This is a genomic window from Myxococcales bacterium (assembly GCA_016703425.1).
Classification (GTDB): domain Bacteria; phylum Myxococcota_A; class Polyangia; order Polyangiales; family Polyangiaceae; genus JADJCA01.
This window is the reverse complement of the sequence record JADJCA010000002.1, coordinates 742,360-765,954: the sequence shown is the minus strand read 5'-3', so window position 1 is coordinate 765,954 and position 23,595 is coordinate 742,360. Positions and strand designations below refer to the sequence as shown.

26 protein-coding genes, 1 tRNA gene and 1 pseudogene are annotated in these 23,595 nt (G+C 67.1%); 9 read left to right on the top strand and 19 right to left on the bottom strand.

What is annotated here, in order from left to right; all coding sequences use genetic code 11:
- The first annotated feature begins 22 nt into the window (after nt 1-22).
- Nucleotides 23-1,225, top strand: a complete 1,203-nt coding sequence (locus tag IPG50_09610) for a hypothetical protein (protein ID MBK6692445.1) — start codon at nt 23-25, stop codon at nt 1,223-1,225.
- A 757-nt stretch (nt 1,226-1,982) separates the two neighbouring features.
- Here the strand turns inward: IPG50_09610 and IPG50_09605 are convergent.
- On the bottom strand, nt 1,983-3,095 hold the full coding sequence (locus IPG50_09605; GenBank protein ID MBK6692444.1) for a hypothetical protein: 1,113 nt from the start codon (nt 3,093-3,095) through the stop codon (nt 1,983-1,985).
- Nucleotides 3,096-3,237: 142 nt separating this feature from the next.
- Nucleotides 3,238-3,933 carry a hypothetical protein gene (locus tag IPG50_09600; GenBank protein ID MBK6692443.1) on the bottom strand — a complete coding sequence of 232 codons (696 nt, stop codon included), beginning with the start codon at nt 3,931-3,933 and terminating at the stop codon, nt 3,238-3,240.
- A gap of 113 nt (nt 3,934-4,046) precedes the next feature.
- Here IPG50_09600 and IPG50_09595 point away from each other — a divergent pair, with 113 nt between their 5' ends.
- Nucleotides 4,047-5,888 carry a hypothetical protein gene (locus IPG50_09595; protein ID MBK6692442.1) on the top strand — a complete coding sequence of 614 codons (1,842 nt, stop codon included), beginning with the start codon at nt 4,047-4,049 and terminating at the stop codon, nt 5,886-5,888.
- Nucleotides 5,889-5,924: 36 nt separating this feature from the next.
- Here IPG50_09595 and IPG50_09590 read toward each other — a convergent pair whose 3' ends face one another.
- The 3 genes from IPG50_09590 to IPG50_09580 all read right to left on the bottom strand — a co-directional run bounded on the left by IPG50_09590 (nt 5,925) and on the right by IPG50_09580 (nt 8,259).
- On the bottom strand, nt 5,925-6,683 hold the full coding sequence (locus IPG50_09590) for a hypothetical protein (protein ID MBK6692441.1): 759 nt from the start codon (nt 6,681-6,683) through the stop codon (nt 5,925-5,927).
- A gap of 33 nt (nt 6,684-6,716) precedes the next feature.
- Nucleotides 6,717-7,580, bottom strand: a complete 864-nt coding sequence (locus tag IPG50_09585) for a hypothetical protein (GenBank protein MBK6692440.1) — start codon at nt 7,578-7,580, stop codon at nt 6,717-6,719.
- 448 nt (nt 7,581-8,028) lie between these two features.
- Nucleotides 8,029-8,259: a hypothetical protein gene (locus IPG50_09580; GenBank protein ID MBK6692439.1), complete on the bottom strand. Its 231-nt coding sequence runs from the start codon at nt 8,257-8,259 to the stop codon at nt 8,029-8,031.
- A 92-nt stretch (nt 8,260-8,351) separates the two neighbouring features.
- Between IPG50_09580 and IPG50_09575 the strand changes: the two genes are divergently transcribed.
- Complete coding sequence (locus tag IPG50_09575) at nt 8,352-8,672, top strand: hypothetical protein (GenBank protein ID MBK6692438.1); 321 nt, start codon at nt 8,352-8,354, stop codon at nt 8,670-8,672.
- A 21-nt stretch (nt 8,673-8,693) separates the two neighbouring features.
- Here the strand turns inward: IPG50_09575 and IPG50_09570 are convergent, their stop codons facing one another.
- On the bottom strand, nt 8,694-9,617 hold the full coding sequence (locus IPG50_09570) for a hypothetical protein (GenBank protein ID MBK6692437.1): 924 nt from the start codon (nt 9,615-9,617) through the stop codon (nt 8,694-8,696).
- A gap of 94 nt (nt 9,618-9,711) precedes the next feature.
- On the opposite strand from IPG50_09570, the gene IPG50_09565 reads away from it, so the two are divergent.
- The 4 genes from IPG50_09565 (at nt 9,712) to IPG50_09550 (ending at nt 12,924) form a co-directional block, all read left to right on the top strand.
- On the top strand, nt 9,712-11,109 hold the full coding sequence (locus tag IPG50_09565) for a hypothetical protein (protein ID MBK6692436.1): 1,398 nt from the start codon (nt 9,712-9,714) through the stop codon (nt 11,107-11,109).
- A 162-nt stretch (nt 11,110-11,271) separates the two neighbouring features.
- Nucleotides 11,272-11,565, top strand: coding sequence for a hypothetical protein (locus IPG50_09560; GenBank protein ID MBK6692435.1), 294 nt, complete (start codon nt 11,272-11,274; stop codon nt 11,563-11,565).
- A 739-nt stretch (nt 11,566-12,304) separates the two neighbouring features.
- The gene (locus IPG50_09555; GenBank protein ID MBK6692434.1) at nt 12,305-12,745 is read left to right on the top strand and encodes a hypothetical protein; all 441 of its coding nucleotides are present in this window, start codon (nt 12,305-12,307) and stop codon (nt 12,743-12,745) included.
- A 105-nt stretch (nt 12,746-12,850) separates the two neighbouring features.
- Nucleotides 12,851-12,924, top strand: a tRNA-Arg gene (locus IPG50_09550).
- A 199-nt stretch (nt 12,925-13,123) separates the two neighbouring features.
- On the opposite strand, the pseudogene IPG50_09545 reads toward IPG50_09550, so the two are convergent.
- The 3 genes and pseudogenes from IPG50_09545 to IPG50_09535 all read right to left on the bottom strand — a co-directional run bounded on the left by IPG50_09545 (nt 13,124) and on the right by IPG50_09535 (nt 15,398).
- Nucleotides 13,124-13,741: pseudogene (locus tag IPG50_09545) on the bottom strand (tyrosine-type recombinase/integrase).
- A 769-nt stretch (nt 13,742-14,510) separates the two neighbouring features.
- Complete coding sequence (locus IPG50_09540) at nt 14,511-14,987, bottom strand: hypothetical protein (GenBank protein MBK6692433.1); 477 nt, start codon at nt 14,985-14,987, stop codon at nt 14,511-14,513.
- Nucleotides 14,988-15,116: 129 nt separating this feature from the next.
- Nucleotides 15,117-15,398, bottom strand: a complete 282-nt coding sequence (locus IPG50_09535) for a hypothetical protein (GenBank protein ID MBK6692432.1) — start codon at nt 15,396-15,398, stop codon at nt 15,117-15,119.
- Between IPG50_09535 and IPG50_09530 the strand changes: the two genes are divergently transcribed.
- On the top strand, nt 15,379-15,816 hold the full coding sequence (locus IPG50_09530) for a hypothetical protein (GenBank protein ID MBK6692431.1): 438 nt from the start codon (nt 15,379-15,381) through the stop codon (nt 15,814-15,816). The genes IPG50_09535 and IPG50_09530 overlap by 20 nt on opposite strands.
- Here IPG50_09530 and IPG50_09525 read toward each other — a convergent pair.
- Nucleotides 15,777-16,070, bottom strand: a complete 294-nt coding sequence (locus IPG50_09525) for a hypothetical protein (protein MBK6692430.1) — start codon at nt 16,068-16,070, stop codon at nt 15,777-15,779. The two genes, IPG50_09530 and IPG50_09525, sit on opposite strands and share 40 nt — an antisense overlap.
- A complete protein-coding gene (locus IPG50_09520; GenBank protein MBK6692429.1) occupies nt 15,956-16,684 on the bottom strand; it encodes a hypothetical protein in 729 nt (242 codons plus the stop codon). The genes IPG50_09525 and IPG50_09520 overlap by 115 nt, the downstream gene beginning before the upstream one ends.
- Before the next feature lie 104 nt (nt 16,685-16,788).
- Here IPG50_09520 and IPG50_09515 point away from each other — a divergent pair, with 104 nt between their 5' ends.
- On the top strand, nt 16,789-17,517 hold the full coding sequence (locus tag IPG50_09515) for an ATP-binding protein (GenBank protein ID MBK6692428.1): 729 nt from the start codon (nt 16,789-16,791) through the stop codon (nt 17,515-17,517).
- A gap of 421 nt (nt 17,518-17,938) precedes the next feature.
- On the opposite strand, the gene IPG50_09510 is transcribed toward IPG50_09515, so the two are convergent.
- The 8 genes from IPG50_09510 to IPG50_09475 form a co-directional block, all read right to left on the bottom strand.
- Entirely contained in the window at nt 17,939-18,631 is a 693-nt protein-coding gene (locus tag IPG50_09510) for a recombinase family protein (GenBank protein ID MBK6692427.1), read from the bottom strand.
- A gap of 352 nt (nt 18,632-18,983) precedes the next feature.
- A complete protein-coding gene (locus tag IPG50_09505) occupies nt 18,984-19,421 on the bottom strand; it encodes a hypothetical protein (GenBank protein MBK6692426.1) in 438 nt (145 codons plus the stop codon).
- A 66-nt stretch (nt 19,422-19,487) separates the two neighbouring features.
- Entirely contained in the window at nt 19,488-20,894 is a 1,407-nt protein-coding gene (locus IPG50_09500) for a hypothetical protein (protein MBK6692425.1), read from the bottom strand.
- Complete coding sequence (locus IPG50_09495) at nt 20,881-21,186, bottom strand: hypothetical protein (GenBank protein MBK6692424.1); 306 nt, start codon at nt 21,184-21,186, stop codon at nt 20,881-20,883. The genes IPG50_09500 and IPG50_09495 overlap by 14 nt, the downstream gene beginning before the upstream one ends.
- Nucleotides 21,187-21,438: 252 nt before the next feature.
- Nucleotides 21,439-21,663 (bottom strand): hypothetical protein, encoded by a 225-nt coding sequence (locus tag IPG50_09490; GenBank protein MBK6692423.1) that lies wholly within the window; start codon nt 21,661-21,663, stop codon nt 21,439-21,441.
- A gap of 1,129 nt (nt 21,664-22,792) precedes the next feature.
- Complete coding sequence (locus IPG50_09485) at nt 22,793-23,044, bottom strand: hypothetical protein (protein MBK6692422.1); 252 nt, start codon at nt 23,042-23,044, stop codon at nt 22,793-22,795.
- Complete coding sequence (locus IPG50_09480) at nt 23,041-23,355, bottom strand: hypothetical protein (protein ID MBK6692421.1); 315 nt, start codon at nt 23,353-23,355, stop codon at nt 23,041-23,043. The genes IPG50_09485 and IPG50_09480 overlap by 4 nt, the downstream gene beginning before the upstream one ends.
- Nucleotides 23,352-23,567 carry a hypothetical protein gene (locus IPG50_09475; GenBank protein MBK6692420.1) on the bottom strand — a complete coding sequence of 72 codons (216 nt, stop codon included), beginning with the start codon at nt 23,565-23,567 and terminating at the stop codon, nt 23,352-23,354. The genes IPG50_09480 and IPG50_09475 overlap by 4 nt, the downstream gene beginning before the upstream one ends.
- Between the last annotated feature and the right edge of the window lie 28 nt (nt 23,568-23,595).

Sequence of the window (23,595 nt, the reverse complement as noted above, 5' to 3'; positions counted from 1 at the left end):
TGGAGGTCGGTAGCCTCTGACGATGCGCTTCATCTCACCCAAGGCCCTTTGGCTCCTTCCTGGCCTGGCTGCGTTCGCGTTTGCGAGCTGCACCTCCGACGACACGACGAATGGGCCCGCGTGCCTCGACGGCCGATGCCTTGATGCGGCTCTCGCCGACGTGGACGTGCCCGATCGCAATACCGCCGCCGACGCGGCCGCTGAGGACGCCGGGTCCGACGCTACCCTCGGCGTCGACGCCAGCGGGCCCGACGGCAGCGACGCTGCCGTCGCCATCGTCGATGCAAGCGACGCGAGCCCCTCAGTCGACGCAAACGAAGCGGGCCCCGTCGACGCCGGCCCTTACGTCACGCTCGCCACCGGCACCCCGGCCATCAACAACATGCTAGTCGCGGCCGGCTACGTCTACTTTAGTCAATACTCGGGAGGCGTAGGACGCGTCCCTGTTGGCGGCGGCGCCGTCACGCCCTTCACGATCCCTTCAATCTACTCTGCTTCGCTGATCACCGCCGACGCCACGAACTTCTACTTCGCGACGAGCGGCGGCGAGCTCTACAAGGTCGCGCACGCTTCGACGACGCCGCAGCGCATCGCCGAACAGTTCGTACTCGGCGCGCCAACGCAGCTCACCAGCGACGGTACGTACGTGTATTGGGGCGAACAAGGCGGCCGCGTTGGGCGGGTGCCCGTCTCGGCCGCGGTGCCGAGCGATGGCGGCGGAGCGACCCTCACCATCGTGAACTATGCGAGCGGCGTGGTCGCGTCGGGAGCCACCCTCTACATCGGCGAGCACGGCCCGTCGAACACCGGTCGCATCGACATCTCGCTCGGCGACGGCGGCGTCTTGCCCATCGCGACGAGCCTCTACGCAACGGGCCCGACGAACCTCATCACCGACGGCCATCGCGTCTATTTCGTCGAAGGCATCAGCGGCAACCTGCCCATCGAGAGCGTACTGCTCGACGGTGGCGCGCTGCGCCGTTACGCGACCGGCGCCGCCTATCCGCGTATCGCGGCCGATGGAGTGAACTTCTACTACATGGTCGGCGCGGTCAACGGCGCGTCGATCCAGAAGGGGCTCGTCGACGGCGCCGGCACGACCTCCGTCGCCATGACGACGCTCTACGGGGGCCTTGGCTACACCTCGTCAGCCCTCGCCGTCGACGCCACGTCGCTCTATTGGAACGATTACGACAGCGGCGTGATCTACAAGGCGCCCAAGTAGCTCGAAGGCTCGGCTGGCGACTTTCGCTTGGCTCGCGGTGGTACGCCGCGTGCTTCCGACGACGCTCGCATGCACCTCCGTTCGACCCATCGTCGCTTCTGCGACGACAGCCGCAACCGAGTTGGCGCCGCAGCCACCGCGCTTGGCCACGCGCTCCGCGTTCGCTTGTTCCGCGCGCCGCCGCATCTTCTGGCCGCCTTGCTCTTGGTTGCCTGTGACCACGGCTCGGTGGCCACTGCAGAGGAATGCACGCTCGCCAACGTGGGGGAGTGCGGCTGCGAATGGCTAGCGTGCACGCTCGAGCCGATGGGTTGGCGGTGCGTGCGCTCCTGCAATGCGGTGACGCCTGGCTGCGTCCGGGCCGGCGAGCCTGTGGCGTGCCTGCGTCGATCGGCCGCGAAGACGACGTCGGACGTCGCGCAGGACGCACCGAGCCGATAGCAACGACAGGGGCGAAAGGAGCACGTGTCGGTGCGAACGCCTGAGCGAGATTCCGATGCCAAGTGACCATTGCGCGTACGCTCGCGGCTCCACTCAATCGAAAGCGGTGACCTCCATGGGCGACAAATCTCCGAAGGCCAAAGACAAGGCCAAGAAGCAAGACACGGCGAACAAGAACCAGAAGGCGGCGGCGGCGACGTCGAAGGCCAGCGCCGTTGGCTCCGTGAACAACAAGAAGACGAAGTAGTCTGCCGCCACCCACCCGGCAGGGCGCCTGCGCTCCGGCGCCGCGCCTACCGGGTGGCTCCGTTGCGCGTCACTTGTTCGCGTAGCGCACGAGCCCGGTCCAATCCTCTCCGGTGTTCGTCACGTCGCGATCGAGCCAGTAGACCTTGCTACCGGCCACAGCGACGCCGCCCGCGTTCTGCTGGGTCGCGATGGTCTTCTTGGCGCCCGTCGCCGAAACGCGCGCGACCACGCCCTGGTTCTGCGTTGCCCAAACGTCGCCCTCGCCGTGGGTAGCGACGTAGAAGTGAGTGGCCGTCGACGTGGAGCCGCGCAAGACGCCGGGCACCACGACTCCGAAGCTGCCAGTGCCGCCGTGTTCAATCGTGGTGTTGTGGACGGCCTTCCCGTTGCTACTGGTCACCGTGAGCTGTGCGCTCAGGGTGAGCTCTCCGAGGGTGAACAGCGAGATGCCACCGTCGCCCTGGAGCGGTTCGCGGCGCTCACCGGCGAGCGTTGAGCGCTCCACCGAAACGACACCCGTGCCGCGCGTGAGGAGAAGGCGTGACGGCGAGAGCGCCAGGTCGAGGACGTAGTTGTTGTTCTTGTGGGCGAAGTTTGCGCAGTCCGTTGCCAGCGACACTCCCACGAAGGCGCAGTGCCTGATGTTGCTGCGAGCCCACCCATCGGTGCGGCGATCGCGCGAGAGGATCGCGAGGCCGGAGGCGTCGACGGCGTACCGATCGTGCTGTGTGTCGAACGACGAGTAGATCTCGCTTATCGTTTGGCCGTCCGTCAAAAAGAAGCTGTCGTCGGCCTGGCCGTGTTTGTCGCCCCGGAAGAACACGCCGCCGTTGGTGGCCACGAGCGAGCTTGCACCAATAGACTTCCCGTCGGGTAAGACGAGGCGAAGTTTGTCGATGGTGCTGCAAGCCGGCACCTGGCAGCTCTGAAGCTCGTCGATGGGGTAGCCGTCAACGTCGTTCTGACCGCTCGCCGCGAGCCAATAGAGGGTGTCGCCCTTGGTCGCGAGTCCGCCGCGCAAGAGCGCTCGGAGCTGGAGGAGCGACGGGCACGCGGCGCCGACGCACGCTTTGCTCGAGAGCTCGCCTTCGTCCTCGCCGAGTTGCGCGATGTCGTGGTCGCCCGAGGAGCAAGCCACCACACCCAAGACGAGCCCGAAGACGCCGAACGTTTTGGTCATGCGTTGGGCGTAGTCCTGGAATCGCCCATCGCAAGCGGCCTATCCGGTCACCAAACGTCGTCCTGGGGTGTGAGTCGTGTTGCGAGGAGAAAAGGGGGCCGCGCCCATTGGAATCTTCGTGCGTCGCTGTCTCGTGGCCATCCTAGCGTCGAGGTCGTGCGTGTCCCGGTGCTGGAACGTTGGCGTTCGTCGTCGTCGTGAGGCCCACCGTCTCGGGCATGAGGTTCTCGAGTACCAGCAGCGACAAGATGCTCAGCGTTCTCCACCCGACGTAGTCCCAGCGCTCGCCGCGCGTCTCCGGGACCCACGCCATGACCTCCGTGTAGCGAACGCTGCCTCCGAGTCCGCGCACGCGGCCGTCGGGCGCGAGTCGCACTCCGCGCCCTGTGTCGTCGACGAGATCGCCCTTCTCGTTGAAGGCGTACCGACGCTTGAGTCCAGCACCGGTCACGTTGCCTGCGTCGTCGAGCGTCGCAAGGACTGTCGAGCCCGCAACGACACTCGCGCCGCGGAGCTTTGCAGAGGTGTGTTGCGGGAACGAAATCGAACCGTCGGGGCGAATGACAACGGCGAAGGACGTCGGGTAGGGGAGCGCGGCTCGGCCTCGCTCACCGTGCAACGGCATCGCCGGTGCTGCGAGGGGGACGTGCGGCGATGGCCCCGCGACGTCCGCGATGCCCTGCCACGGAAACGCCACCCGCGGCGGAGGCAGGTTCACGGCCTCGCATCCCAAGCACGCGAGGGCGACCGCTACCGTCGCCGCGCCGCGAATCCAGACCCCGATCGACAGGTTGGAGCCGCGGGCCTGGAAGGTGCGTGGTGAGTGCCGTCTTCCCATGTCTCTCCGTAGGAGCCGAAGGGCGGTTCGATGTCGCGTGATTTACGTCGACGCGGGCGCACGGCCAGGGGCCTTTCTGGCGCGAAGCGGCCCCCGTGCTATGCCGCGGGCCGATGGCGTCACGAGTTTGGTTGGGCCCCCCTCTGCTCCTCGTGGCGCTCTCCCTCCTCGCGTGCTCCGGGAACTCGCCATCCACCGGCGGCACAGCGTCGGGCACGCCGGGCACGGCTCCCACCGAGTGTGGCCCCGGCACGATGCCCTCGCTGGAGCGAGGCGCCTGCGCCAACGTTGGCCCCGCCGCGGTGCCGAACGGCTTTCAACGCGACGCCGACGGCTTCCGCATCGCCGCCATCGGTCCCGCGAAGCCGTGCACGAACGGCACCATGGCGCGCCCCGGCGAGACCACCTGTGTTGCCGTCGACGACGATTGCGGGCGCCCCTTTCCGCCGCCCAACGCGAACTGGGTCGTATCTCCCGGAAAGACACCTTCAGGCAATGTCGTTGGCACCCTCGCCGCGGCCCTCGAGCGCGCCAAGCGCGGCGAGATCGTGGCCCTCGACGAAGGCGAGCACGACACGTTCGATCAGTACACGCCCATCACGCTCGTCGGACGCTGCGCCTCGCGCGTGGTGCTCAAGCCGTCGACGGCGCATCCGAAAGGTGTGCGGTTCATCGGGCGCGGAACCTTCACGCTCTCCAACGTGACGATCCGCGGCGCAGGCATCGGCCTGCGCGTGGGGCCGACGGACGCGAAGGCCGTCGCCGAACGCGTCTTCTTCGACCACAACGACATCGGCGCGTCGGCCGATGAGGGCGGACACATCGTCATTCGCGCGAGCAGCGTCGTAGGCGTCGGCGTTGCCGGCGGCACGGTCACCATCGGCGTCGCCGCGACGAAGGGCAGCCGCATGGAGTTCGAAGACGGCGTCATCTCGGGTCACGCGTCGGGCGCGTACGCCGTCGATCCCGACAGCCACACCACCGTGCGGCGGTCGTTCATTCGTGGCCGAACCGACACCGCGAAGGACGCGATGGAGGCTTTCGCGACCGCCGGGGCACTCGTTGAGATCGAAGAGAGCTCCGTCACCGGCCGCGGGATCCTAGGCGCGGCGGAGGCCGGCACGCGCTCCGACACGAAGAAGCCGGGGCCCCCGGCTCGTCTTCGCATCACCAAGAGCGAGCTTTCGCAAACGGATCCCGTGGGCGGTGCCCTTGTCGCACGCGAAGGGGCGAGCATCGAGCTGGAAGACGCGAGCCTGTCGCACGTGGCCGACACGGGGGTTACGGTCCTCGGCGGCGAGCTCTCCCTGGTCCGCTCCGTCATCGTGTCGGACCCGGCTGAGGCGCCTTGGCGACAAGCGGTGCAGGGGATCCGCGCAGCCCGCGTGACCGCCGAAGACAGCGCGTTTTTGGGGGCCCAACAGCTCGGACTTTCGTGCGTCGGCCCCGGCTCGTCGCTCAGCCTGACGCGATCCCTCGTCGCCGGCACGCGCTACCGAGACGCGGAGCCACTCTCTGTCGAAGGCGATGGCGGCCGCGCCATCGACGTGGGCGACCACGCGACGCTCGCGCTCGTCGCGTCGGCGGTTGTCGGGGCAGAAGGCACGGGCGTCTACGTCGGGCAAGATGCCGTCGCCACGTTGGATCGCACGCTCATCGACACGGCAGCCTCCGTCGCTGTCTCCAAACGCCCCACCGGCAACGGACTCGTCATTGAAGACGCTCGCTGTTCGGCCGAGCGCGTTCTCGTGCGCCGCTGCCAAGGTTCGGCGGTGGCGTTCCTCGGCGGTGACGCGCTCGTGAAATCGAGCCGCCTCGTCGACAACGCCGTGGGCGTGTCGGCGGCCGCGCCGGGCAACGTCCTTGAGGTCGATCGCGAACCCATCGAGTTTACCGTCGGCCGGCTCGTGCTCTTCGCCAGCTCGCTCGACAACAACGCGCAGCGCGTTCGCTGAAGCGAGGCGGCCGTTCGCCTGGTGCGGTCCTCGTGCCTACAGCTTACGCACCGCGCACGAGGCGACGCGCAGGAGGGGCGGCGCGCAGTCCACGTCGGCGATGCTGCATCGCTCGACCTCTCGCTCGTTCGGCGCGCAGGGGCGCGGCCGGCAACTGCACGCGTCATCGACGGCGCAACAGGTGAGGCCTGCTCCGCCGCCGCAAGACGCGGCCTGCCCCGCCGTGGCGTACTCGTTCAGGAAGCAGGAGCAACCCTCCGCCGTGGGGGCGCACGCGAGCGGCCGACACTGGCAAGACAACGACGGGCCCGGCCAGCCGGGGGAGCTGCAGCAGACCGTTCCCGGGTACGTCCGCTCGGTGCAGATCAGCTCCGTCGTCGCGCCGCCGACAGAGCAACTGCACGTCGTGGCCCCGTATCGCGACTCACGGCAGTCGCTGAGACTCTCTCCAACGCGTTCGATGCAGAACCCTCCGCACTGGGTGGTGGCGCAGCTCGCGAGCTTCGCCTCATCGGCATCGGAGGAGACGCTTCGCGTGCGAAGCGCGCCACACGAGCGCGCGTCGTGGCTCCTTGCGCATGCCTCGATGTCCAAGATGGCGCCGCCGCAGTCCCGTTCCCCGCAGCAGCGATCGAGCTGCGGTTGGCATCGCGCAGCAAGGCAAGCGATGCACTCGTCGGTCGCTGGCGTCGGCGAGCACTGGGCGCCGAACTCCGGTGGCGACACCACGAGAAAACACGCGGCGAGCGAGGGCGCCAATACAAGAAGGGAGGTGGCCGCAGGCCAAAGTCTCACTGGGTGGCCACGCTACCACACACACGGTCAGCGTCAGGGGCGAGCGCTCTTGCGAAGCGACGCGAGCTTCTTCCAAAGCGAGGCCGAGCGGGCCACCAGCTTGAGCGTGACGTCGTCTCCGCCCGCGCCTTCGCGCTGCTCGAAGACGAACGCGCGCGCGTCGTTGCCGACCTCGACGCGCGTGCGGGCGTGCCCGTCGGGGCCGGCGGCGTACGCCAGCGAGTAGAGGCAAGGGTCGTAGCTCTCGTAGACGTGTTCGGCGAGGGCGTAGAGGGCCGCGGCCGCATCGACCGGTCCGTCCGGTTGCTCGAGGTGCAGCAGCGTCGGTGGCTCCTCATCGGCCAAAAGGGCGATGGGCAGCTCTCCGACCGTCTGAAAATCTTCTGCCACGATAAAGGCTTGTCCAACGAGTTCGAGCTCGGCAGCCGTAGGCAACGTCAAGAGCGGACTCGTGAAGAGGTCGTAGACATTGGGCTCACCTTCCGCGGCGCCGTTGTCATGAGCTTGCGTGACGCGGAAGCCCCCGCTTGTAGAGCCGAGCTCGATGTCGATGCGTTCCGCTTGGCGCGCGCTTGCTGATGCGGCTGCTGATGTGCCTGATGTGCTTGGTGAAGCCGCCTGACGCGCGTCGGTCACGATGGCGTAGCCGGTGACGTCGGGCGTCGCGCTCAGCGCTTCGCGTAGGTACGCGACGCATTCGGCCACAGGCTTCGACTCGAGGATGGCCTTGCCGGTCGTCGAGATGACGATCTTCGACGGCCACAAAAGCATGCAGGGTGCAAATGTTGGCCGCTTCGGGTCGACGCTGGCGAGGCCGAGCTTCACCGCGAGCGCGAGAAGCTCCTTGTCGGCGCCGCCAAGCTCACGGGAGGCCAGGTCGTCGAAGGCATCCCTCATGGCGTCACCAGGTTACGCGACCCTGATCGGGTAACACCGCAGAAATCGACGCATTTTGGCACCCGCAAGCTCGGCGCGCGCCTCTGCCCAATGCGCCTGCGCCTTGCCGCACCGGAAAAACCACGAATCCTCCCCGCAATTCTTGAATGGCTTCGGAAGGGCTCGCTCTGGCCCGCAAGGCGCGCGTGGGGGCCCCGACGGCAATGGCCGGCGGCTCTCCTTCCTGCCACTCTGCGCGGTGGAGCGCCGCGCTCATGGACGTTGGGCGACGAGCCGCATAGCGTGGCGCCACCATGACGCCCCAGGACCAATACCTCCAAAGCCAGCTCCCGCAGATCCTGCAACCCGGAGAGCAGGTCCTTCACGTCGCGTACATGCGCCGTCAGCCGGGCCTCATGATGCAGCTCCTGCTCGTCGGCGGTCTGCTCTTGTTCTTGATGACGAAGGCCTACTTCGTCGTGCTCACCAACCGCCGCCTCATTCTCGTTCGGACCAAGATGAGCTTCTGGTCCGGCGGGCCGAAGCCCATGAACTTGGGGGTCGAGGAGCTCGATGCGCGCGCCATCCAGAAGGTGACCGTGAGCGGCTTCGCCAACAACCGCTCGATGACGTTCCATCTTGCCGATGGCAAGAAGCAGACGCTCCGCATCTCGCCGTGGTTCAAGCAGATCGCCGGCACGAAGGCCTTCTTCGAAGGCGTGCCTACGCTGGTGACGTCGGGCCAACTCGCGCAACTCGCGGCCGGTGCGGGGGCTCCGTCTCCCCAGTTGGGTGGCTACGATCCGCAAGCACAATACGGAGCGCCACCTGCAAGCACAATACGGAGCGCCGCCGCCGCCGCAGCAGCAACAGTACGGAGCGCCGCCGCAGCAGCAGCAATACGGAGCGCCGCCGCCGCAGCAACAGTACGGAGCGCCGCCGCAGCAGCCGCAATATGGCGGCTTTTCGCCCGGCGCGCCGGTTCAAGTCGCGGCGCCCGACGGCAACCGCTACCCCGCGACGATCGTGCAAGAGCAGAACGGTCACTACCTATGCGCCATGTCGAATGGCGCGCAGCACTGGTTTCCGGCCACGGCCGTCGCGCCCGGCTGAGTCGGCCGAGCGGCTTGGGCTCTAGCGCGTCGCGCAGGGCGACACGCCAGCGCCGTAGATGTTTGCGGGGATCGTCCCGATCGGCGTTTCCACCTTCGTGACCGGATCGTATTCGGTGATGGCCGACTCCGAAGGTCCCGCGGTGAAGATCCAGAACTCACCGCCCCACGCCGCGAAGGCCATGCCGTTGGTTGGGCGACCGACCACGAGATCATCGGACGCGATGATGGTGCCCGTCGTCTTGTCGATCTCGTTGATGGTCGAACCCGACGTGCGGTTGAGGCAGAACGCGAAGAGGCGGCCGTCGCCGGTGCCCGTCAGCTCGCAACGGCCGACGGGCGGCGAATAGCGGCCGATCCACGAGAGCTTCATCGCTTTCGTGTCGATGGTGCCGATGCCTTCCGAGCCTTGCTCTGAGTCGCTCACGAAGAGTTCGTCCTCGAGGCCATTGGCGACGTAGCCCATGCCCCGCGGATCGACGCCGAGCTGATGAGGCGCGTAGCTCGTCGCAGAGCATTGAGCGTTGCCGGTGAAGAGGCGCCAGAGCGTGCCGTCTTCGAAGAACGTGTACGCCAACCCGTTGCGGTCGACGGCCATCGAGACGGGGAACGAAGTCGTTCCCGGGCACGCGATGTCTCCGACCTTTCGGACCTCGCGCGTGGGAGGGAAAAACGTGAAGAGCTCTCGGTCACCGGAAATCATGTAAACGAACGTGGTGCCCGCGTCGGCGCAGACGATGGAGCCGTCGCGCCTTGCTCCGTCGAGGCCAGGGAGCGCGTCAGCCGTCGCCGCATCGGCGCGGCCGTCGCTGCGCGCGTCGGGCCGAATCGAAGAAGCGTCGTTGGCCGGTAGTGCTTCTGGCTCGGTGAGAGCCGTTCGTGCGCCGCACGCCGGGGCTGACGCGAACGCCAACGAAAGCAAGCCGAAGACCCAACTCCTTCGCACGCCTCCACTCTCGCATGAACCGCCGGGGTCGACCATGCGACCTAACGCAAAAGTAGGGGCGCGGCGCCTCGAAACGACGCACACTGAGAGGCGCATGAAATGGCTGGCCGGCGTTGCGCCGCTCGTTGTCCTCGCGGCTTGCTACTCCGACGCGCAGCCCGTTGCTAAGGGAGCGTCCGAAGGCGAGGTCACCTTCGTCCGCGACGTCGCGCCGATCCTCCGCGCGCGTTGCCAAGGTTGCCACGCGCCGGGTGGCATCGCTCCGTTCCCGCTCGTCACGTACCGCGACGCGGCCCCCATGGCGGCGCGCATCGCCGCCGCCACGGCTTCGGGGCTCATGCCGCCTTGGGGGGCAAAGACGACGGACGAGTGCAAACCGAAACATCCCTTCAAAGACGATCCGCGCTTGTCGGAGGGTCAGGTCGCGTTGCTGCGGCGCTGGGCGGAGACCGGCACGAAGGAGGGCACCGGAGTGTTGCCCGCCGCAGTACCGCCAGCGGTCGGCCTCGAAGGGGCTCTGTCCTTGGCGCCAAAGGCGCCCCACGCGCTCGATCTCACGAAGGAGCGCGACGAGCTGCGCTGCTTCGTGCTCGACCCCGGCATCACGGAGAATCGCTACCTGACGGGGGTCCACTTCGTGCCGGGCAACGCTTCCGTCGTGCACCACGCGTTGGCCTTCGCCATCGCCGAGACCGACGCCGTCCCTGCCGACGAATACGAATGTTTCGGTGGTCCGCGGGTCAACGGCGCGTCGCTCGTCGCCGCTTGGGCACCGGGCGCGCTCCCCATCGAATATCCCGCGGGGGTGGCGCTGCCGCTGGCCAAGGGGACGCGCTTCATTATGCAGGTTCACTACCACCCGCACGCGAACGCCTCGCCGGCGCCGGACGCGACGGCGTTTCAGGTTCGCCTCTCCGACACGCCGCCGGCGTACGTGGTGGTGTCGCGATTGATTGGAAATTTCGAAAAGCCCGTGGGCGACATCGGCGGCGGGCTCGTGGGCGGCTTGATGTCGGGTCCCAACGATCCCCCAACGGCGCCCGAGTTTCTCATTCCCGCAGAAGCGAAGGGCCATACCGAGACGATGTCGTTTCGCGTACCTGAAAAGGTTCGGGGCCTCGACGTCGGCGAGCTTGGCGTCCTCAACGTCGGCGCGCACATGCACTTCGTCGGGGTCGACGAGCGCGTGAGCGTGAAGAGAGTCTCGCCGGCCGCCGGCGAAGAGGTCGACGAGTGCCTCTTGCACGTGCCGAAGTGGGACTTTGATTGGCAGCGCGGTTACCAGTACGACGCGCCGCTCGACTTATTGCCAAAGGTCCGGCCCGGCGACGAGCTGCTCGTGCGCTGCACGTACGACAACACGCTCGGCAACCCCAAGCTCGTTCGCGGCCTGCGTGAACAGTCGCTGACGGTGCCTCAGGCTGTGCGCCTCGGCGAATCGACGCTCGACGAGATGTGCCTGGCGGCCTTCGTGTTCGTTCGCAAGCTCTGAGGTCGCCGGCCTGCCCCGCCGCCCGGCGGGGCCGATCCGGCAAGGACCTGCCGCACCGCTTGGCGAGCGGTTGCCCGACCCCAGCGAAGCCCTGTACGCCCACGGTCCAACTCGGACGTCGCCGGGTCGGCATGCGCCGGCGAGGCGCAACAAAAGGGCGCATTGACGCTGGATCTTTCTTGGCCCAGCGGCTGCAAAGAGGACTTCGTCGCCGACGCGGTGACCCAAGCCAAGGAGCTCCCGATGAACACGATGAACGCCGTCCACGCCGCCCGCCCGACTGAAGTGACCTCCCGAGAGGAGCGCATGGTCCGCGTCAGCGAGCGGACGACGTTCATGCAGCACGAGAGCGAGGCGCGGAAGGCGTGGGAAGCGCGCATCTACCCGCCCGAGCCTCCGATGGTCATCGAGGTGACGATGGTCAATGGCGAGATGGTGTACCGGCTGAGCGCGTGAGGTGCGCTGGCGCGAGTTCGTGAGTGCGTTCGACGGGCCTGCCAGGCACCCTCTTCCTTGGCCGTAGCGTAGGCTGCCGGGATGGTCTCCTTCGAGCCGGTCGTCGTCGAACCTTACTCGCGCGTGAGCGGTACGGCGGCGGACGTCATCGTGCTCGCGTTGCACGTTGCGTTGCCGCTCCTCTTCGCCACTGTCGCGATAACTCGTGCGCGCCGGAACGCCGCTCGCGCAGCGCTCGCCGATGCCTCGGTGCGCAGCACCTCCGAGCCACTGGTCCCGGGGCCGGGCGTGGTCGCACACGGCGTCGTTGAGCTCGCGCCCGATGTGAAGGAGGCCATGACGGTCTCCATCATGCAGGAGGGCAAGGAGCAACGGTCCAAGGATGGCGACAGGGTCGTCAGTCACACGTGGACGGAGGTGAGCCGCAAGACCGCCGTGGCGCCCTTTGTCTTGGTCGACGACCGCGGCCAGAAGATTCGCGTCGAGCCGAACGAAGAGGCGCTGCTCGTCGATCGCCTCGACCATACGACGGTCCACGGCAAGCGGCCCGCGCGGCGCACACGCCACGCGCGCATCGTGGACGGCGAGCGCGTCTGGGTTGTTGGCGACCTGATCTCCGTTGGCCGGTCGGACGCAGGTGCCTATCGCGATGCGCCGGCGGAGCTCGTGCTTCGTGCGCCATCCAAGGGCCGGATGCTCCTCTCCACCGAACCCTTGGGCGAGCGGTTCCGCGCGGAGAGTGCGACACACCGCTTCGCGGGGCAAGGCCTTCCTCGGACTCGCTCTCTTCTTGGGGCTCTTGGACCTCAGCTATCACGCGTGCCGCTGGGCGGGGAGGCCGTCCACGGCCGTCGCCGTCGAGGTGAAGCGTCTCTCGGGGAAGAATCCGCGCTGCGAGCTCACGCTAGAGCCGAACGCCGGCGACACGTTCACCGATCAGGTCGAGCTGCGCTACTGCTCGAAGATCAAGAAGGGCGACGTCGTCGCCATCGTCGACCCGGGCGGCGTCTTCCGGCAAGCGGGCAAGGCCGCTGGCGTGAACCTCACGGTGGGGATCTTCGGCTTGGTCTTCGCGGTGGGCACCGCGGGGCTCTACGGCGTGCGTCGTCGCCCCTGGTACGAGGCGAAGCTCGTGGACCACGGCGCCGGCCCGCTGACGTATGCGAGCGTGGAGGAGTGAGGGCGAAGCACGTTTCCGTGCCCTTGGTTCGACCGACGTGCAGGTGGGCGCGCACGCGGGAGACCCTTGGTCGGTGCCCCGGTGCCGTGATACGAGCGTGGTCACGCGCCCGTAGCTCAGCTGGATAGAGCGACGGCCTTCTAAGCCGTTGGTCGGTGGTTCGAGTCCACCCGGGCGCGCCCCATGATGTCGGAGAGTTAGAACTTTCCGCGCGCGAGCGACCGCGACGGCCGCACCAAGGTTTGCACCAAGGGTCTGCGTCGGCGCGGGCGGCGGACTCGGCACCAGCGGAGTCGGAGCGGGCGGCGTCGCGTGCAGAACGATCAATGCGACGACGCGACGCATGCGCTCGATGTCCTTCGCGCCGTAGTGGCGTTCGCCGACGCTGCCGCCGGCGTGGCCCATGAGCATCTCGACAGTATCGCGCTCCGCGCCCTCGGCCCGCAGCCACGTGTAGAACGTCCGGCGCAGCGCGTGGAAGTCGAAGTCGTGCTCGCCTTGGTACTGCGACGACAGGCCGGCCGCTTCGAGGTCGGCTCGAAGGAGCTTCGCGCTTGCGGGCCGGTGCGCCTCGCCATGTTCGTTGGGGAAGACCGGCGCGCCGTCGACACGCGGCTGTCCCGTGTGCCGCGACCACCCGCGTTCCTTCCACGCGGTTAGCGCTGCGACCGCGTCGACGTGGAGCGGCAGCACGCGCCGACTTGCATCCGTCTTCGTGCGGCTCGGAGTGGCCCAACCGTCCTCGCCCTTCGTCGCGAGCGCTTTCGTGACACGCACCGTCGCCGCGTCCAGGTCGACGTCGCTCCACACCAGGCCAGCAAGCTCCCCGTCGCGCATGCCGCTCGTGAGCGCTACCAGGTAGCGGATGCGACGTTGCTCCGGCACGGTGTCGCACGCAAGGAGCGCGAGAGCCTCGGAGCGCGAGAGGTGAACGACGGTCCCGGCGCTCGCCAGCGTCGTACCCGGATCTTGCGCCGCACCTCCCGGGTGATGCATCGGGTTGCTCGGGACGCCGACGAGCCACTTCTTCGGCGAGCGCGTCTTCGAAGAACGCGGACAGCGTGTTGCAGACGTTGCGCGTCGAATAGGGCGCGAGCGGCTCGCCCGTGCGCTTGCGCGTGGCGACGCGTTTGCCGTCGTCGCCGCCCTTCCACGTCACGATCACTTTGCCGCTGTCGCGGACCTTGCGGAGCCACGTGCGCAGCGCACCGACGCCGAGTTGGTCAACGGGCACGTCCGCGATCTCTGGATAGTGCAGGATGTGAAGCCGCATGTTCGATGCGTTCTGCGAGCGGATCGACTTCGACAGCTTCGGGTCCGCATCGCGGAGCTTCAGCCAGTCTTCGGCGCGCTGGCGAATCGTCGGACACGTTCCCGGCGCGGCGTGCATGCGCGCGATCTCAGCGACGAACGCGTCCGCCCACCGGTCTGCGTCGCGGGCGGTCTTCGCATGCTCGGGCGGGATGCGCTTCTGTCGCCAGCCCCAGCTGCGCTTGTACTTATCGACGCGACCGTCTTCGCGGTCGAAGACGGTGTAGGGAATGTCGGACACGGCTGCACCGCCGCGCGCGACCGGTAGAGCACACGATGGCTGTTATCGCGGAAGATGATGTGCTCGAACTTCCCAGCGACGTGAACGCACCAAGTTCCGTCCACGTCCTTCCACACGGCTCCGATGTCCTCGAACGGGACCGCGTGCACGGTTGCGCCGAACGGCTGCGCGCCGACGAGCGTCACGCGAACCGTGTTCTCCTCGATCGAGAAATCACCAAGCTTCGCGGCGTCCGGGATGTACGTGGGGTCGCCGACGCCGAGTTTGATCCGCTTGGTCCGGATCAGATCTGCGATAGCAGGATGGCGACTCGTCGCGTGCGCGGACATGTGCAGGTCGCTTGCTCCAGCGGAAGGTCGACGTTGTCTTTCCAACTCGTCTCAGGAAACGCCACGCGTTCGCGCCGTCCCACTTGCCGTTCTTGTTCTGCGTGCCGAACTGGGCGCCAACGATGCCGCCCGCGTAGGCCTGAACGTTCACGGCGAGCATCTCGCGCGCGCAGTCCCATGGGATCCGTGCGCAGGAGATGAGGGTGCTCGGCCGACACCGCTTCAGGGCGGCGTCGTAGAACGTCTCGCTCAAGACGGTAACAATTTCCGGCGGCAGGCCCAGAAGCATTGGCGAGCCCTGGGCGTCCTCGTCGGCGCCCAAGAGGATGACGCCGCCAAGATGATTCGCGAACGCTGCCATGTCCTTCGCAGCTTCCGGCCAGTTCTTCGGATCGTACGTTTTCGAGTCCAGCGTCTCGCCCCTCGGTCTCGGCCCGGGTCGCCTCGACGTGAGCGCGCGACGATCTGCCGGTTGATCTGGATGGGCATCTCAGCTGACTCCCATCCGCTTCGGCCGCTTCGCGATCCGGCGCTTCGCAACCTTCGCCGCGTTCTTGGTCGGGAGGCTGTCGAGAATCAGCTGGTCCAAGAACCCGTAAGACCCCTTCAAGCTCCTCTTCCAGTGCTGGCGCTCGTCCTCCGGCCACGTCGACGACGCGAGGAACACGGCCCGTCGACCCCACGGGTCTTGGTTGTCGAGCGACTTGAATTTTCGTAGCCAGGCGCCGGCGACCGCATTCGTCGCTGCGAGGATGACCTCTCGACGTGCCATCGGGTCGAAGGAGTCGAACATCTCGAACAGCTTCGTAAGGTGGTTCAATTCCGGCGACGCTGGCGAAGAGGCTCAACACGACCAAACGAAGATACGGATTGGTCGCGATGACCGGGTCCTCGAGAACGTCGAGGAGTTTCGCTCCGAGAGCAGCCTTGTTTCCGAAGTAGAACGGCAGCGCGTAGCGCAGGAAACGGATGGCATCGGCAACGGCCGGAGCCAGCTCCGCGAAGCGGGACACGATCAGGTCGATCGGCGATGGCTCGCACGTTTGCGTGAGCCGTCGGAAGAATCGCCGCAGCCGAATGAAGTCGACGTCATCGGCGTCGAGGTAGTCCTCGACGATGCCGATCACGCGCGGCGGCGAGAGCGCCGCCATCAGCTCCGAGTCATCACCCGGCGCGGCACGAAGGCATAGCCCTCCGCGGCGTCATCGAGTTCGGCAATGATCTCGCCCTCGTCTGCATTGATGGGCTCGTCGGCGAGAGCGAGCACCGTTGCCACGTGAAATTCAGTCGCAGTTCGAATCTTGGTCTTCCTTCGATTCAGCTGCAGCTTTACAAGATCGAGAACCTGCACCATCTGATAGAGGGCCAGCCGGGCTTCCTTCTTGGAGGCGCAAAACACGTGGATGTCATCGACGAACCGCGTGAACGTAAACCCCGCTTGCACCAGGAGATCATCCAGCTGGCGAAGGCAACCTCCGCAAGCAAGTGCGCGCCATGGGGCCCGATCGGAATGCCGCGCGACGTGGTCACGCTGCTCTTCCTCAGCAAGTTGACGTACGCGTGGAACGCGTCGCTGGACACGCCGGCGTCCTCAGCCCTGCTCGATCGTATGGTGATAGATCTGATTGTAGAAATCGAGATGTCCGTCGTGAGCACCACAGCGTGCTCGGCAGCGAGTTCCGCGTTCCGCTGCCAAAATTCCCGGTAGCGATCTTTCCCAGAGAGCTGGCCGTCGGCGCGAGGCTCGACGCCGTAGCTGAACACGCGCGATTCATGATCGTCGCCACGACGGGCATCGAGGCGCTTGCAGTCGTGCCGGATCAGGGCAGCGAAGACGACCGCGTCCAACGGATCGAGTTGGGTGGCGGAACGGAACGCAAGCTCGTCTTTTAGGACAAGTGCGCGACGCGGCTCGCTCCACTTGTACTGCGGCAGGTCGAGCGCGCGGACGTGCGCAATGACCTTCGCTTGGTTCTCAGCCATGATCCCGAGTTCGAACGGGCGCGGGAAAAGGTCGGTGTCGCCGAACTCATTCAGATGGCGCAGCGCCCACCTCACGTCGCTGTCCTTTAGGTGGTTCGGCATCCGTCGGTCCCTCCGCAGACATCGTACGGAAAAGCACCCGCTTGGAGATCACCGTTCCGCGACGGTACCCTGATGGCGTGCCGCGATTCGCTCCGATAACCACGGCCGCCCACCTGCCGGCGGCCGACAGCGCTTACGAGCGCTCGACGCTCGACTTCAAGGCGACCAGCAGCCCAAAGCCAACCTTCGAGCAGGCTAAGGACGTCGCGGCCTTCGCAAACCGCTTCGGCGGAACGATTCTCATTGGCTTTGAGGAACGCGGCGACGGCCGCGTAGGAGTCCTCAAGCCGTTGACGGAGAGTTACGCCGCAGGCGTCAAGAACGCCGTGAGCAACGCCGTCCGCGATCGATGCCGTCCGAGTCCGACCGTCGACATCGACGTTATCGCCGTCGGCGAGGATCAACGTGTGCTCGCCGTGAACGTGTCCCCCTTCTTTGGTCAACCGGTCGGTGTCGTCGCGAATGACGCGACCAAAGGCGAATGCGCCTTACGTCTTTCCGTTTCGAACGCTGACGGACACGCGATATCTGAGGCCGGAGGAGCTGCCGATGTTTTTCGAGCCGAGATATCGCCGAACTGTCGTGCTCCTCGCGGCGATTCCGTCGTGCCCAACCCCCTCGTGGCAGCTCCCGCGGTGCCGCGTCCTCTTCAAGAACCCGAGCAACGGCGGCACCGACGGACTTCAGATGATCTCGGTCGCCGACTTCACCGTGGACGAGGACCGCAACAATCTCGCTTGCCAGTGCTACCCATCGCAGAGCGACGCCAAGACGTTCACCGCGCGAATCCCTCTCGAGGACATTGAATCTGTCGGTCAGCGAACGGACACGGAGTGGTGCATCGTGGTTCGCGGACGGCTTCAGACCAACACGAAGATGTACATACCGATCCCATCCAACGCACGTTTCAAGGTTTGAGTTCACGCTACCTCCGAGATCCGACCCAGCCCGGGAAGGTCGTCTGCGCAGCTCCTTTTCCAGCTTGTCGAGGTGCTCGGCCGCTTCGCGGAGCGACTTTTCGAGGCTCCGGTCGTTGTTGATCGAGTCGATCAGGCGTTGCAGCACTGCGCCGTGGAGGTCGTTCACCTCCGCTTCGGTCAAGGTCGCGCGGCAGTGCGGGCATTGGACTGGCGTTGGATGGGTCACGGGTTCCTCCTGCGTGCAGGAGGAGTCTTGGGCGAACCGGGCCAGGTTTCCCGGAAAAAGTGATCGCCACTCGCTCCGCCATCATCGAGGAAGCTCCTGGTTGAGCGCGCTTCGCACGGTCTTCGGCCACCACTTGCCGCCCTTCGCGGTCGCCACGCCGCGCCTGTTCAACTCGTCGGCCAAGCTGCGATGGGTGAACGCACCGGACTCGTACAACGCTTTGGCGAGCCGCACGCTCTCGACGGCGCCAAGCTCCACCATCGACTTCGCGCCCAGCTTCCGGCCTTGGGCTTTGACTTCGGCGAGCGCGTCGCGAGTGCGCTCGCTGATCGCGTCCGCTTCCAATGCTGCGAAGGTCGCGATCATTCCGAGCATCGCTCTGCCGGTCGGCGTGCTCGTGTCGAAACTCTCCGTCGCGCTGCTCACCGAGAGTCCGTAGCCCTCGCGGTCGTCGAGCAGGTTCCAGAGCATTCGCTGTCGGCGAGCCAGACGTGAGATCGAGTAGACGACGACTACGGCGCCCGGGGTCACGGTCGCAAACTCGATCGTGGCGCGAAGGCCCGGCCGGTTCTCGACGGTGTCCCGGCCGCTGACCCCCGCGTCGCGGAAGACAGCCGCAACCGGCAAGCCCAGTCGCTCGCAGTGGGCGCGGCACTTCGACTCCTTAGCGTCGAGGCTGATCCCGTCGCGCGCCTGGCCGTCGGTGCTGACGCGCAAGAGAATCACCGCAGCCGGCTTGGCCGCGGTCTTCGTCATCTTGGTCTTTCGGGCCATTGTGACCACCCCATGACAACCCAATTGGTGTGCAAGGTGTTCTTACCCGATTTGGGTAAGTAGATTAGTGATTCAGCGTTCACACTGAACACCCATCAAACACCCAGACGTTGGTCTGGGTGTTCAGCCCGCCCGATCGATCGGAAGTCAGTCCGCAAGGGCGAGCAGCCGCGATAGCTGCCCGCGAGGTCGAGGACGACAGGGCCGACGTCTGGGTCGAATGGGCGGCCCTGGCGCCGCACGTGGAGGCCCACGAGGCAGTCCGCCGACCCGACGTGGGCGCGGACCGTCGAGAGGAAGACAGCGCGGCCACAGACCGGACAGAGGCGTATGGGGCGGCGCTCACCCCGGCTCACTTGCTGCCCGAGGGCCCGAAGCCGAAGCTTCCCTGCCCGACATCGCCCGGCACGGAGTGCACGGCGGGGTCCAGGATTCCGAGCTGGCGGAGCCGAGCCCGATAGCGCTCGCGGTCCTCCTGAATCTGCTGAGGCGTCATCGCCGTCCGGGCCGAGAGTCCCCCGGGAGTGCCGCGCGGACTCGGCGGCGTCATGGCCGTCGTGCGCACTTTGCTGATCGCGGTCGACAGCGCGTGCACGTAGTTGAACGGCGTGTTGGTCGCGCGCGCGTCCGCATAGGCGTCCGTCACGCCTTTGACGACCGTTGGGATGTGTTCAACGCCGATTGAGGCCTGGATCGCAGCGTTGGTCGCGTTGCATTCGAGCCGTGCCTGTTCGGCCGCCTCCTTCGCTTCCTTCGCCTCGCGCTGCGCCTTTGCGAGCGCCTTGCTCATTCGGTCCGTGTGAGATCTGTTCTGATTGTGGTTGCCCATGTTGGTCCGTCCTTCCTCGTGTCGTGTTCAAAGGCCGCGCGCGCGGTGCAGGTCGAGGTGACCGAACTGCGCACGTGGCTTGTTCTCGCGGTCTCGGATCTGCTCCACCGCGACGAGCAGCGCCGCGACCTCGTCGGGCGTGTGCTCGTCGGGCGAGAACGCGGTGAGCCCGTCCGCCAGCGCGCGCATCTCCGGAGTCAGCTCCCGGTCGTGAGGGCGGAACCGCCAGCGCGCGGCGGCCAGCTCAGCGGCCAGGAACTCGACCCGCGCGATCTTCGACGATTGACTCGTATGCAGCGCGGTCGCGGCGACCTGTTTCCGCACGGCCTGATAGACGAAGTTGCCCCCGGCGTTGCTCTCGACAGCGGCAACGGCGCCGAACGCTTGCGCGGTCTCGACCACGCAGGCGACAAGCTGGTCGAAGTTCCAACGTCCGGTGCGCACGTGCACGACTTCGCGCACGCCGTCGTCGCAGCACCGGACGACGACGAGCGCAGATCGATCTGCTCCCGCGTTCGTGCTGAACCCGACGTCGACGCCGAGCACGTAGCGCCCGGTCGGCCGAACGTAGTGCGTCGTCGGGAGCGCGAGACCGTTCGTGATCATTGCCTGCACGTGCGTCGGGTCGAAGATGCAGCCGTCGTCTGCAGCGGCGACGCAGTCGAGCACGCGGCGAGCGAGGCGCGGCCCAAGCTCGCGGCGCCGGGAGGCGATTCGGTCGGGCGGCCAGCGCGCCGCCCATGTCGGGTTGCCCTTCGTGTCTTGGATCGGGATGCGGACGTGGTCGACGCCCCCGAGGTCAATGAACCGGTGCATGGCGTCGGCGCGGTGCCACGAGGTCGAGAGGAAGATCACGCGTCCGCCCGGCGCCAAGCGACTCAAGATGGTGCTGGTTACCCAACGCCACGTGGCGTCACGCGCGTGCGGCGTCGCGGTCGTGGCAAGACTGTCGAGGTCGTCGAGCACGATCAGCCCGATGCGCGCGCCGAGAAGTCCCGAGCCGTCGAGGCTGGCCACTTGAACGTTGGGGTCGGCGACGTCACCGGGTTTTGCAGCCACGGAGAACGCGAGCTGTGTCCACTGCGTCGAATGGGGGCGGATGCGGAAGATCCTCTGCGCGTCCGGTGACCCTATCGACCGTTGCACCGGACTAGCCTGCCGCGTCGCCTGCCCGATGGTGTTGCTGACCATGGCGACCGTCAGGCGCGGGTTGCGAGCGAGCAGCCAGCTCACGGTCGGCGCTACGCACGAGGTCTTGCCGTGCTCGGGGAAGTTCGATTGCGGCGCGGGGTGACGTCGCGATCGGATGATGCGCTCGTGAAACGGCTCCAGGCGAACGGGCGATCCGGTCGACGCGTCGCGCATCGTCTGCGCTGCGAACACAACGGGGTCGCGTACGGCGAGCGGCGTCAACCAACGACTAAGCAGCCCCATCGGCGCCCCCGTTCGTCTCGACCGCAGCCGGAAGGGCCGGCGCCTCGGCCGCGACCATCTCCGCGAGCCTCGCTTGAGCAAGGCGGATGTCCCGTTCAAGCTCCAAGCGCGTCTGCGGCGTGTTCGACTGCACGACTTGGACGGCTCCGCCAGGGGCGTTGACCATCACGTTCGTCGTGAAGCCGGATTGGAGGCGGCCGGCCAGCCTCGCTAGCAATGCGACCGTCGGGCGGGCCTCACGAAGCGCCTTCAGTCGGAGCTCGTCATCGTCCTTCTCCTCGGCCCGGACCAAGATCGCTTCCGCGGTATTGGCGAGTCGGATTACCCGGAGAAACCACGTCGTCGGCGCGCACGGACTCCGCCGCCTTCGCCGATGCCAGGACGTCGCCAAGGTGGTCGTCGCGGTGCCTGCGGAGCGCATCCTCGGAAACGTCGTGCTCCGCGCTATGGCGCGCATCGAACCGCGGCGGTCCGCGATTGCCGCGTCGATGGCTTCGCGGTCGAAGTGGGTGCAGATGGTGCAAACGCGGGGCACTGCGGTTCCTCAGGCTTTCGTGCGGATGTTGGCGAAGACCTCGACGCGCTGGCTCTGCGCGTTCGCGGTCTGCGTCTTCGTCTCGGTTACGACGTCGTCGCGGTACGGGGTGGTGGCGCCGCGAGCCGTCACGGGGAGTCCCGTGTTGGGGTCGATGGGGATCGAGTCGGGGCCGGGCGCGGTCTCGGGTCCCTTCCAGCGTGCCTTGCTCGGTTCTTCTCTGCGGATGGTCATGGTTGCTTCTCCCGTTCGGTTTGGTGTCGATCGAGGTCGGTGCTCGACGAAGGAAGACCGGCTCCCGTGCTGGTCGCCATGCCCTGGTTTCCCGGCCCGAGGGCCGGTCTTCCTTCGTCGAGCGTCGTGGTTGCTGTCCTCCGCATCAGCGCCAGTTGGCTCTGTTGCGCCTCTGTCGGCACCGGAAGACCGCCCCGTGCGTCCACGGGCGGGACGTCGCCACACCCACGCGCGTCGAGCGCGGGGCGGTCTTCCAATGTCGAGCAGTCGCACGCGCCAAGATCTCCAAAGCAGCGGTCGCAGGTGCCGCGCTTGTTTGTTGTCGACGCCGGAAGCGCGCCGAACGCCTTCCCCTTGCGGGCGCGATCTACGCGACGACGACACGCCCCGTCGAAGGCGCGCGCATCACGCCGAAGATGCTCCAGGGACCGCCCGCACCCGCATGCGCATCGCCGCGTTTCCGTCCGCGTTGTGAGAAGCGCGGCAAAGACTCCCGTCGCAACGACCAGCGCGCCGCGGTTCTTGGTCGCGTATCGGAGAACCGCGGCGGCATGTTCTCCGAACCCGCGGCCGGCCTCCCAGGTCGGCCTCGCTTGATTGCCCGTCCGCAGAAACGCGGCGAGCCCGCCGAGTTCCTTCAGCACGCACGATTCCGACGAGCCGCCCGCCGCGCTTCGCCACGCCTTCGCAAAAAGGGCGGCACTCTCGTCAGTCGCGAAGAGCAGCGGCCCATGGAGATGGGCGTGTCCACCCTCCGCGTTGGTCTCCTCGAAGAGAGCGGCCGAGTGCGCGTGGTCAGCGCTCGCGTCCCAGGCGAGCCGCATGGCCTCAGGCGTCTGCTCGTCCGTCGTGAGCGATGCACTCGCGACGATGGGGACGGGCGGGATCAAGGAGACGACGTGCTGCCAATCGATCGCTACGACCTTCGGAGACTGACTTTCTGCTTTCCCTGATGCCTGCGGGGCAGCGGACGTTACCAAGTAAGGCGAGCGACCAACGCTGCTCGACGGCGCAGCCTCTTTGTCGAGAGAACGCGCACGCGAGGTGCCGCGCTTGCCGCGCCTCTGCGCCGAATTGGCTTCAGAAAGCGCGGCATCCGCGGCGGTGGCCGGAGCGAAGACGGCGGCGATCACGCGTCACCTCCGCCCGAGATGCTCACAACGTCGTCGATCGGCACGCTCCACCGCTCGCCACGCGCGTCGACGAGCACCGCACACTCCGGCCCGACTAGAACGCCAGTCGCGGGGTCGCCCAAGATCTCCGTGCCGCTCGCGCGCCCGGTGTAGCGACAGCCATCAGGACGGACGAGTGTGATCCGCCGCCCATCGAGCGCGTGGAGTGCGTCGCGGACGTTGCCAGGGCTCATGCGGGACGCGCTCATGCCTTCCTCGCTGCAGCGATCGCGGACTCGGTCGCGCTCCGGCTCCTGCGCTCGACGCGTTCACGCACCCACGCGTCGGCTCGCTCGACGTCGACGCGGACCCGACCGGCGCTCGACCTCACAACGGGCAGCCCCTCGGCCCGCCACTTCGCGACGAGGCGTCGGCTCACGCCTTCCTTCACGGCGTACTCGGACAGGGACAAGAACGGCGTCGGCCGAGGCCGCTCCGACAGCGCGGCCGCAACCGCCCTTTGCACGAGCGTCGACAGCTGCTCGTCGGTCATGTCGATAACGCGGACCGGCGCGCTCACGACACGGCCTCGCGGTGGTCCGCCAGGGCCCGGCGCCGGCTCTCGGCGGCGGCGGCGAGGACCTCCTCGGTAGTTTCGTTGGTGAGCGTGGCTAGCCGCACGCACACGTGCCACGAGGGCCGCTTCGTCTTCCCGGTCCGGATTCGCCGAAGGACTACCCGCGTGATGCCCGTGAGCCGCCTCGACGGCGCAGTCAGACAGTCGATGCTCACGGAGAATTTCCTGGAGGGAGCGCTGCAC

Bases quoted from the DNA above. Each gene is read 5' to 3' on its own strand.
- IPG50_09610 (MBK6692445.1), top strand. From the start codon at position 23: ATGCGCTTCATCTCACCCAAGGCCCTTTGGCTCCTTCCTGGCCTGGCT.
- IPG50_09605 (MBK6692444.1), bottom strand. From the start codon at position 3,095: ATGACCAAAACGTTCGGCGTCTTCGGGCTCGTCTTGGGTGTGGTGGCT.
- IPG50_09600 (MBK6692443.1), bottom strand. From the start codon at position 3,933: ATGGGAAGACGGCACTCACCACGCACCTTCCAGGCCCGCGGCTCCAAC.
- IPG50_09595 (MBK6692442.1), top strand. From the start codon at position 4,047: ATGGCGTCACGAGTTTGGTTGGGCCCCCCTCTGCTCCTCGTGGCGCTC.
- IPG50_09585 (MBK6692440.1), bottom strand. From the start codon at position 7,580: ATGAGGGATGCCTTCGACGACCTGGCCTCCCGTGAGCTTGGCGGCGCC.
- IPG50_09565 (MBK6692436.1), top strand. From the start codon at position 9,712: ATGAAATGGCTGGCCGGCGTTGCGCCGCTCGTTGTCCTCGCGGCTTGC.
- IPG50_09540 (MBK6692433.1), bottom strand. From the start codon at position 14,987: ATGGCAGCGTTCGCGAATCATCTTGGCGGCGTCATCCTCTTGGGCGCC.
- IPG50_09530 (MBK6692431.1), top strand. From the start codon at position 15,379: ATGACCTCTCGACGTGCCATCGGGTCGAAGGAGTCGAACATCTCGAAC.
- IPG50_09535 (MBK6692432.1), bottom strand. From the start codon at position 15,398: ATGGCACGTCGAGAGGTCATCCTCGCAGCGACGAATGCGGTCGCCGGC.
- IPG50_09510 (MBK6692427.1), bottom strand. From the start codon at position 18,631: ATGGCCCGAAAGACCAAGATGACGAAGACCGCGGCCAAGCCGGCTGCG.
- IPG50_09505 (MBK6692426.1), bottom strand. From the start codon at position 19,421: ATGAGCAAGGCGCTCGCAAAGGCGCAGCGCGAGGCGAAGGAAGCGAAG.
- IPG50_09500 (MBK6692425.1), bottom strand. From the start codon at position 20,894: ATGGGGCTGCTTAGTCGTTGGTTGACGCCGCTCGCCGTACGCGACCCC.
- IPG50_09490 (MBK6692423.1), bottom strand. From the start codon at position 21,663: ATGACCATCCGCAGAGAAGAACCGAGCAAGGCACGCTGGAAGGGACCC.
- IPG50_09485 (MBK6692422.1), bottom strand. From the start codon at position 23,044: ATGAGCGCGTCCCGCATGAGCCCTGGCAACGTCCGCGACGCACTCCAC.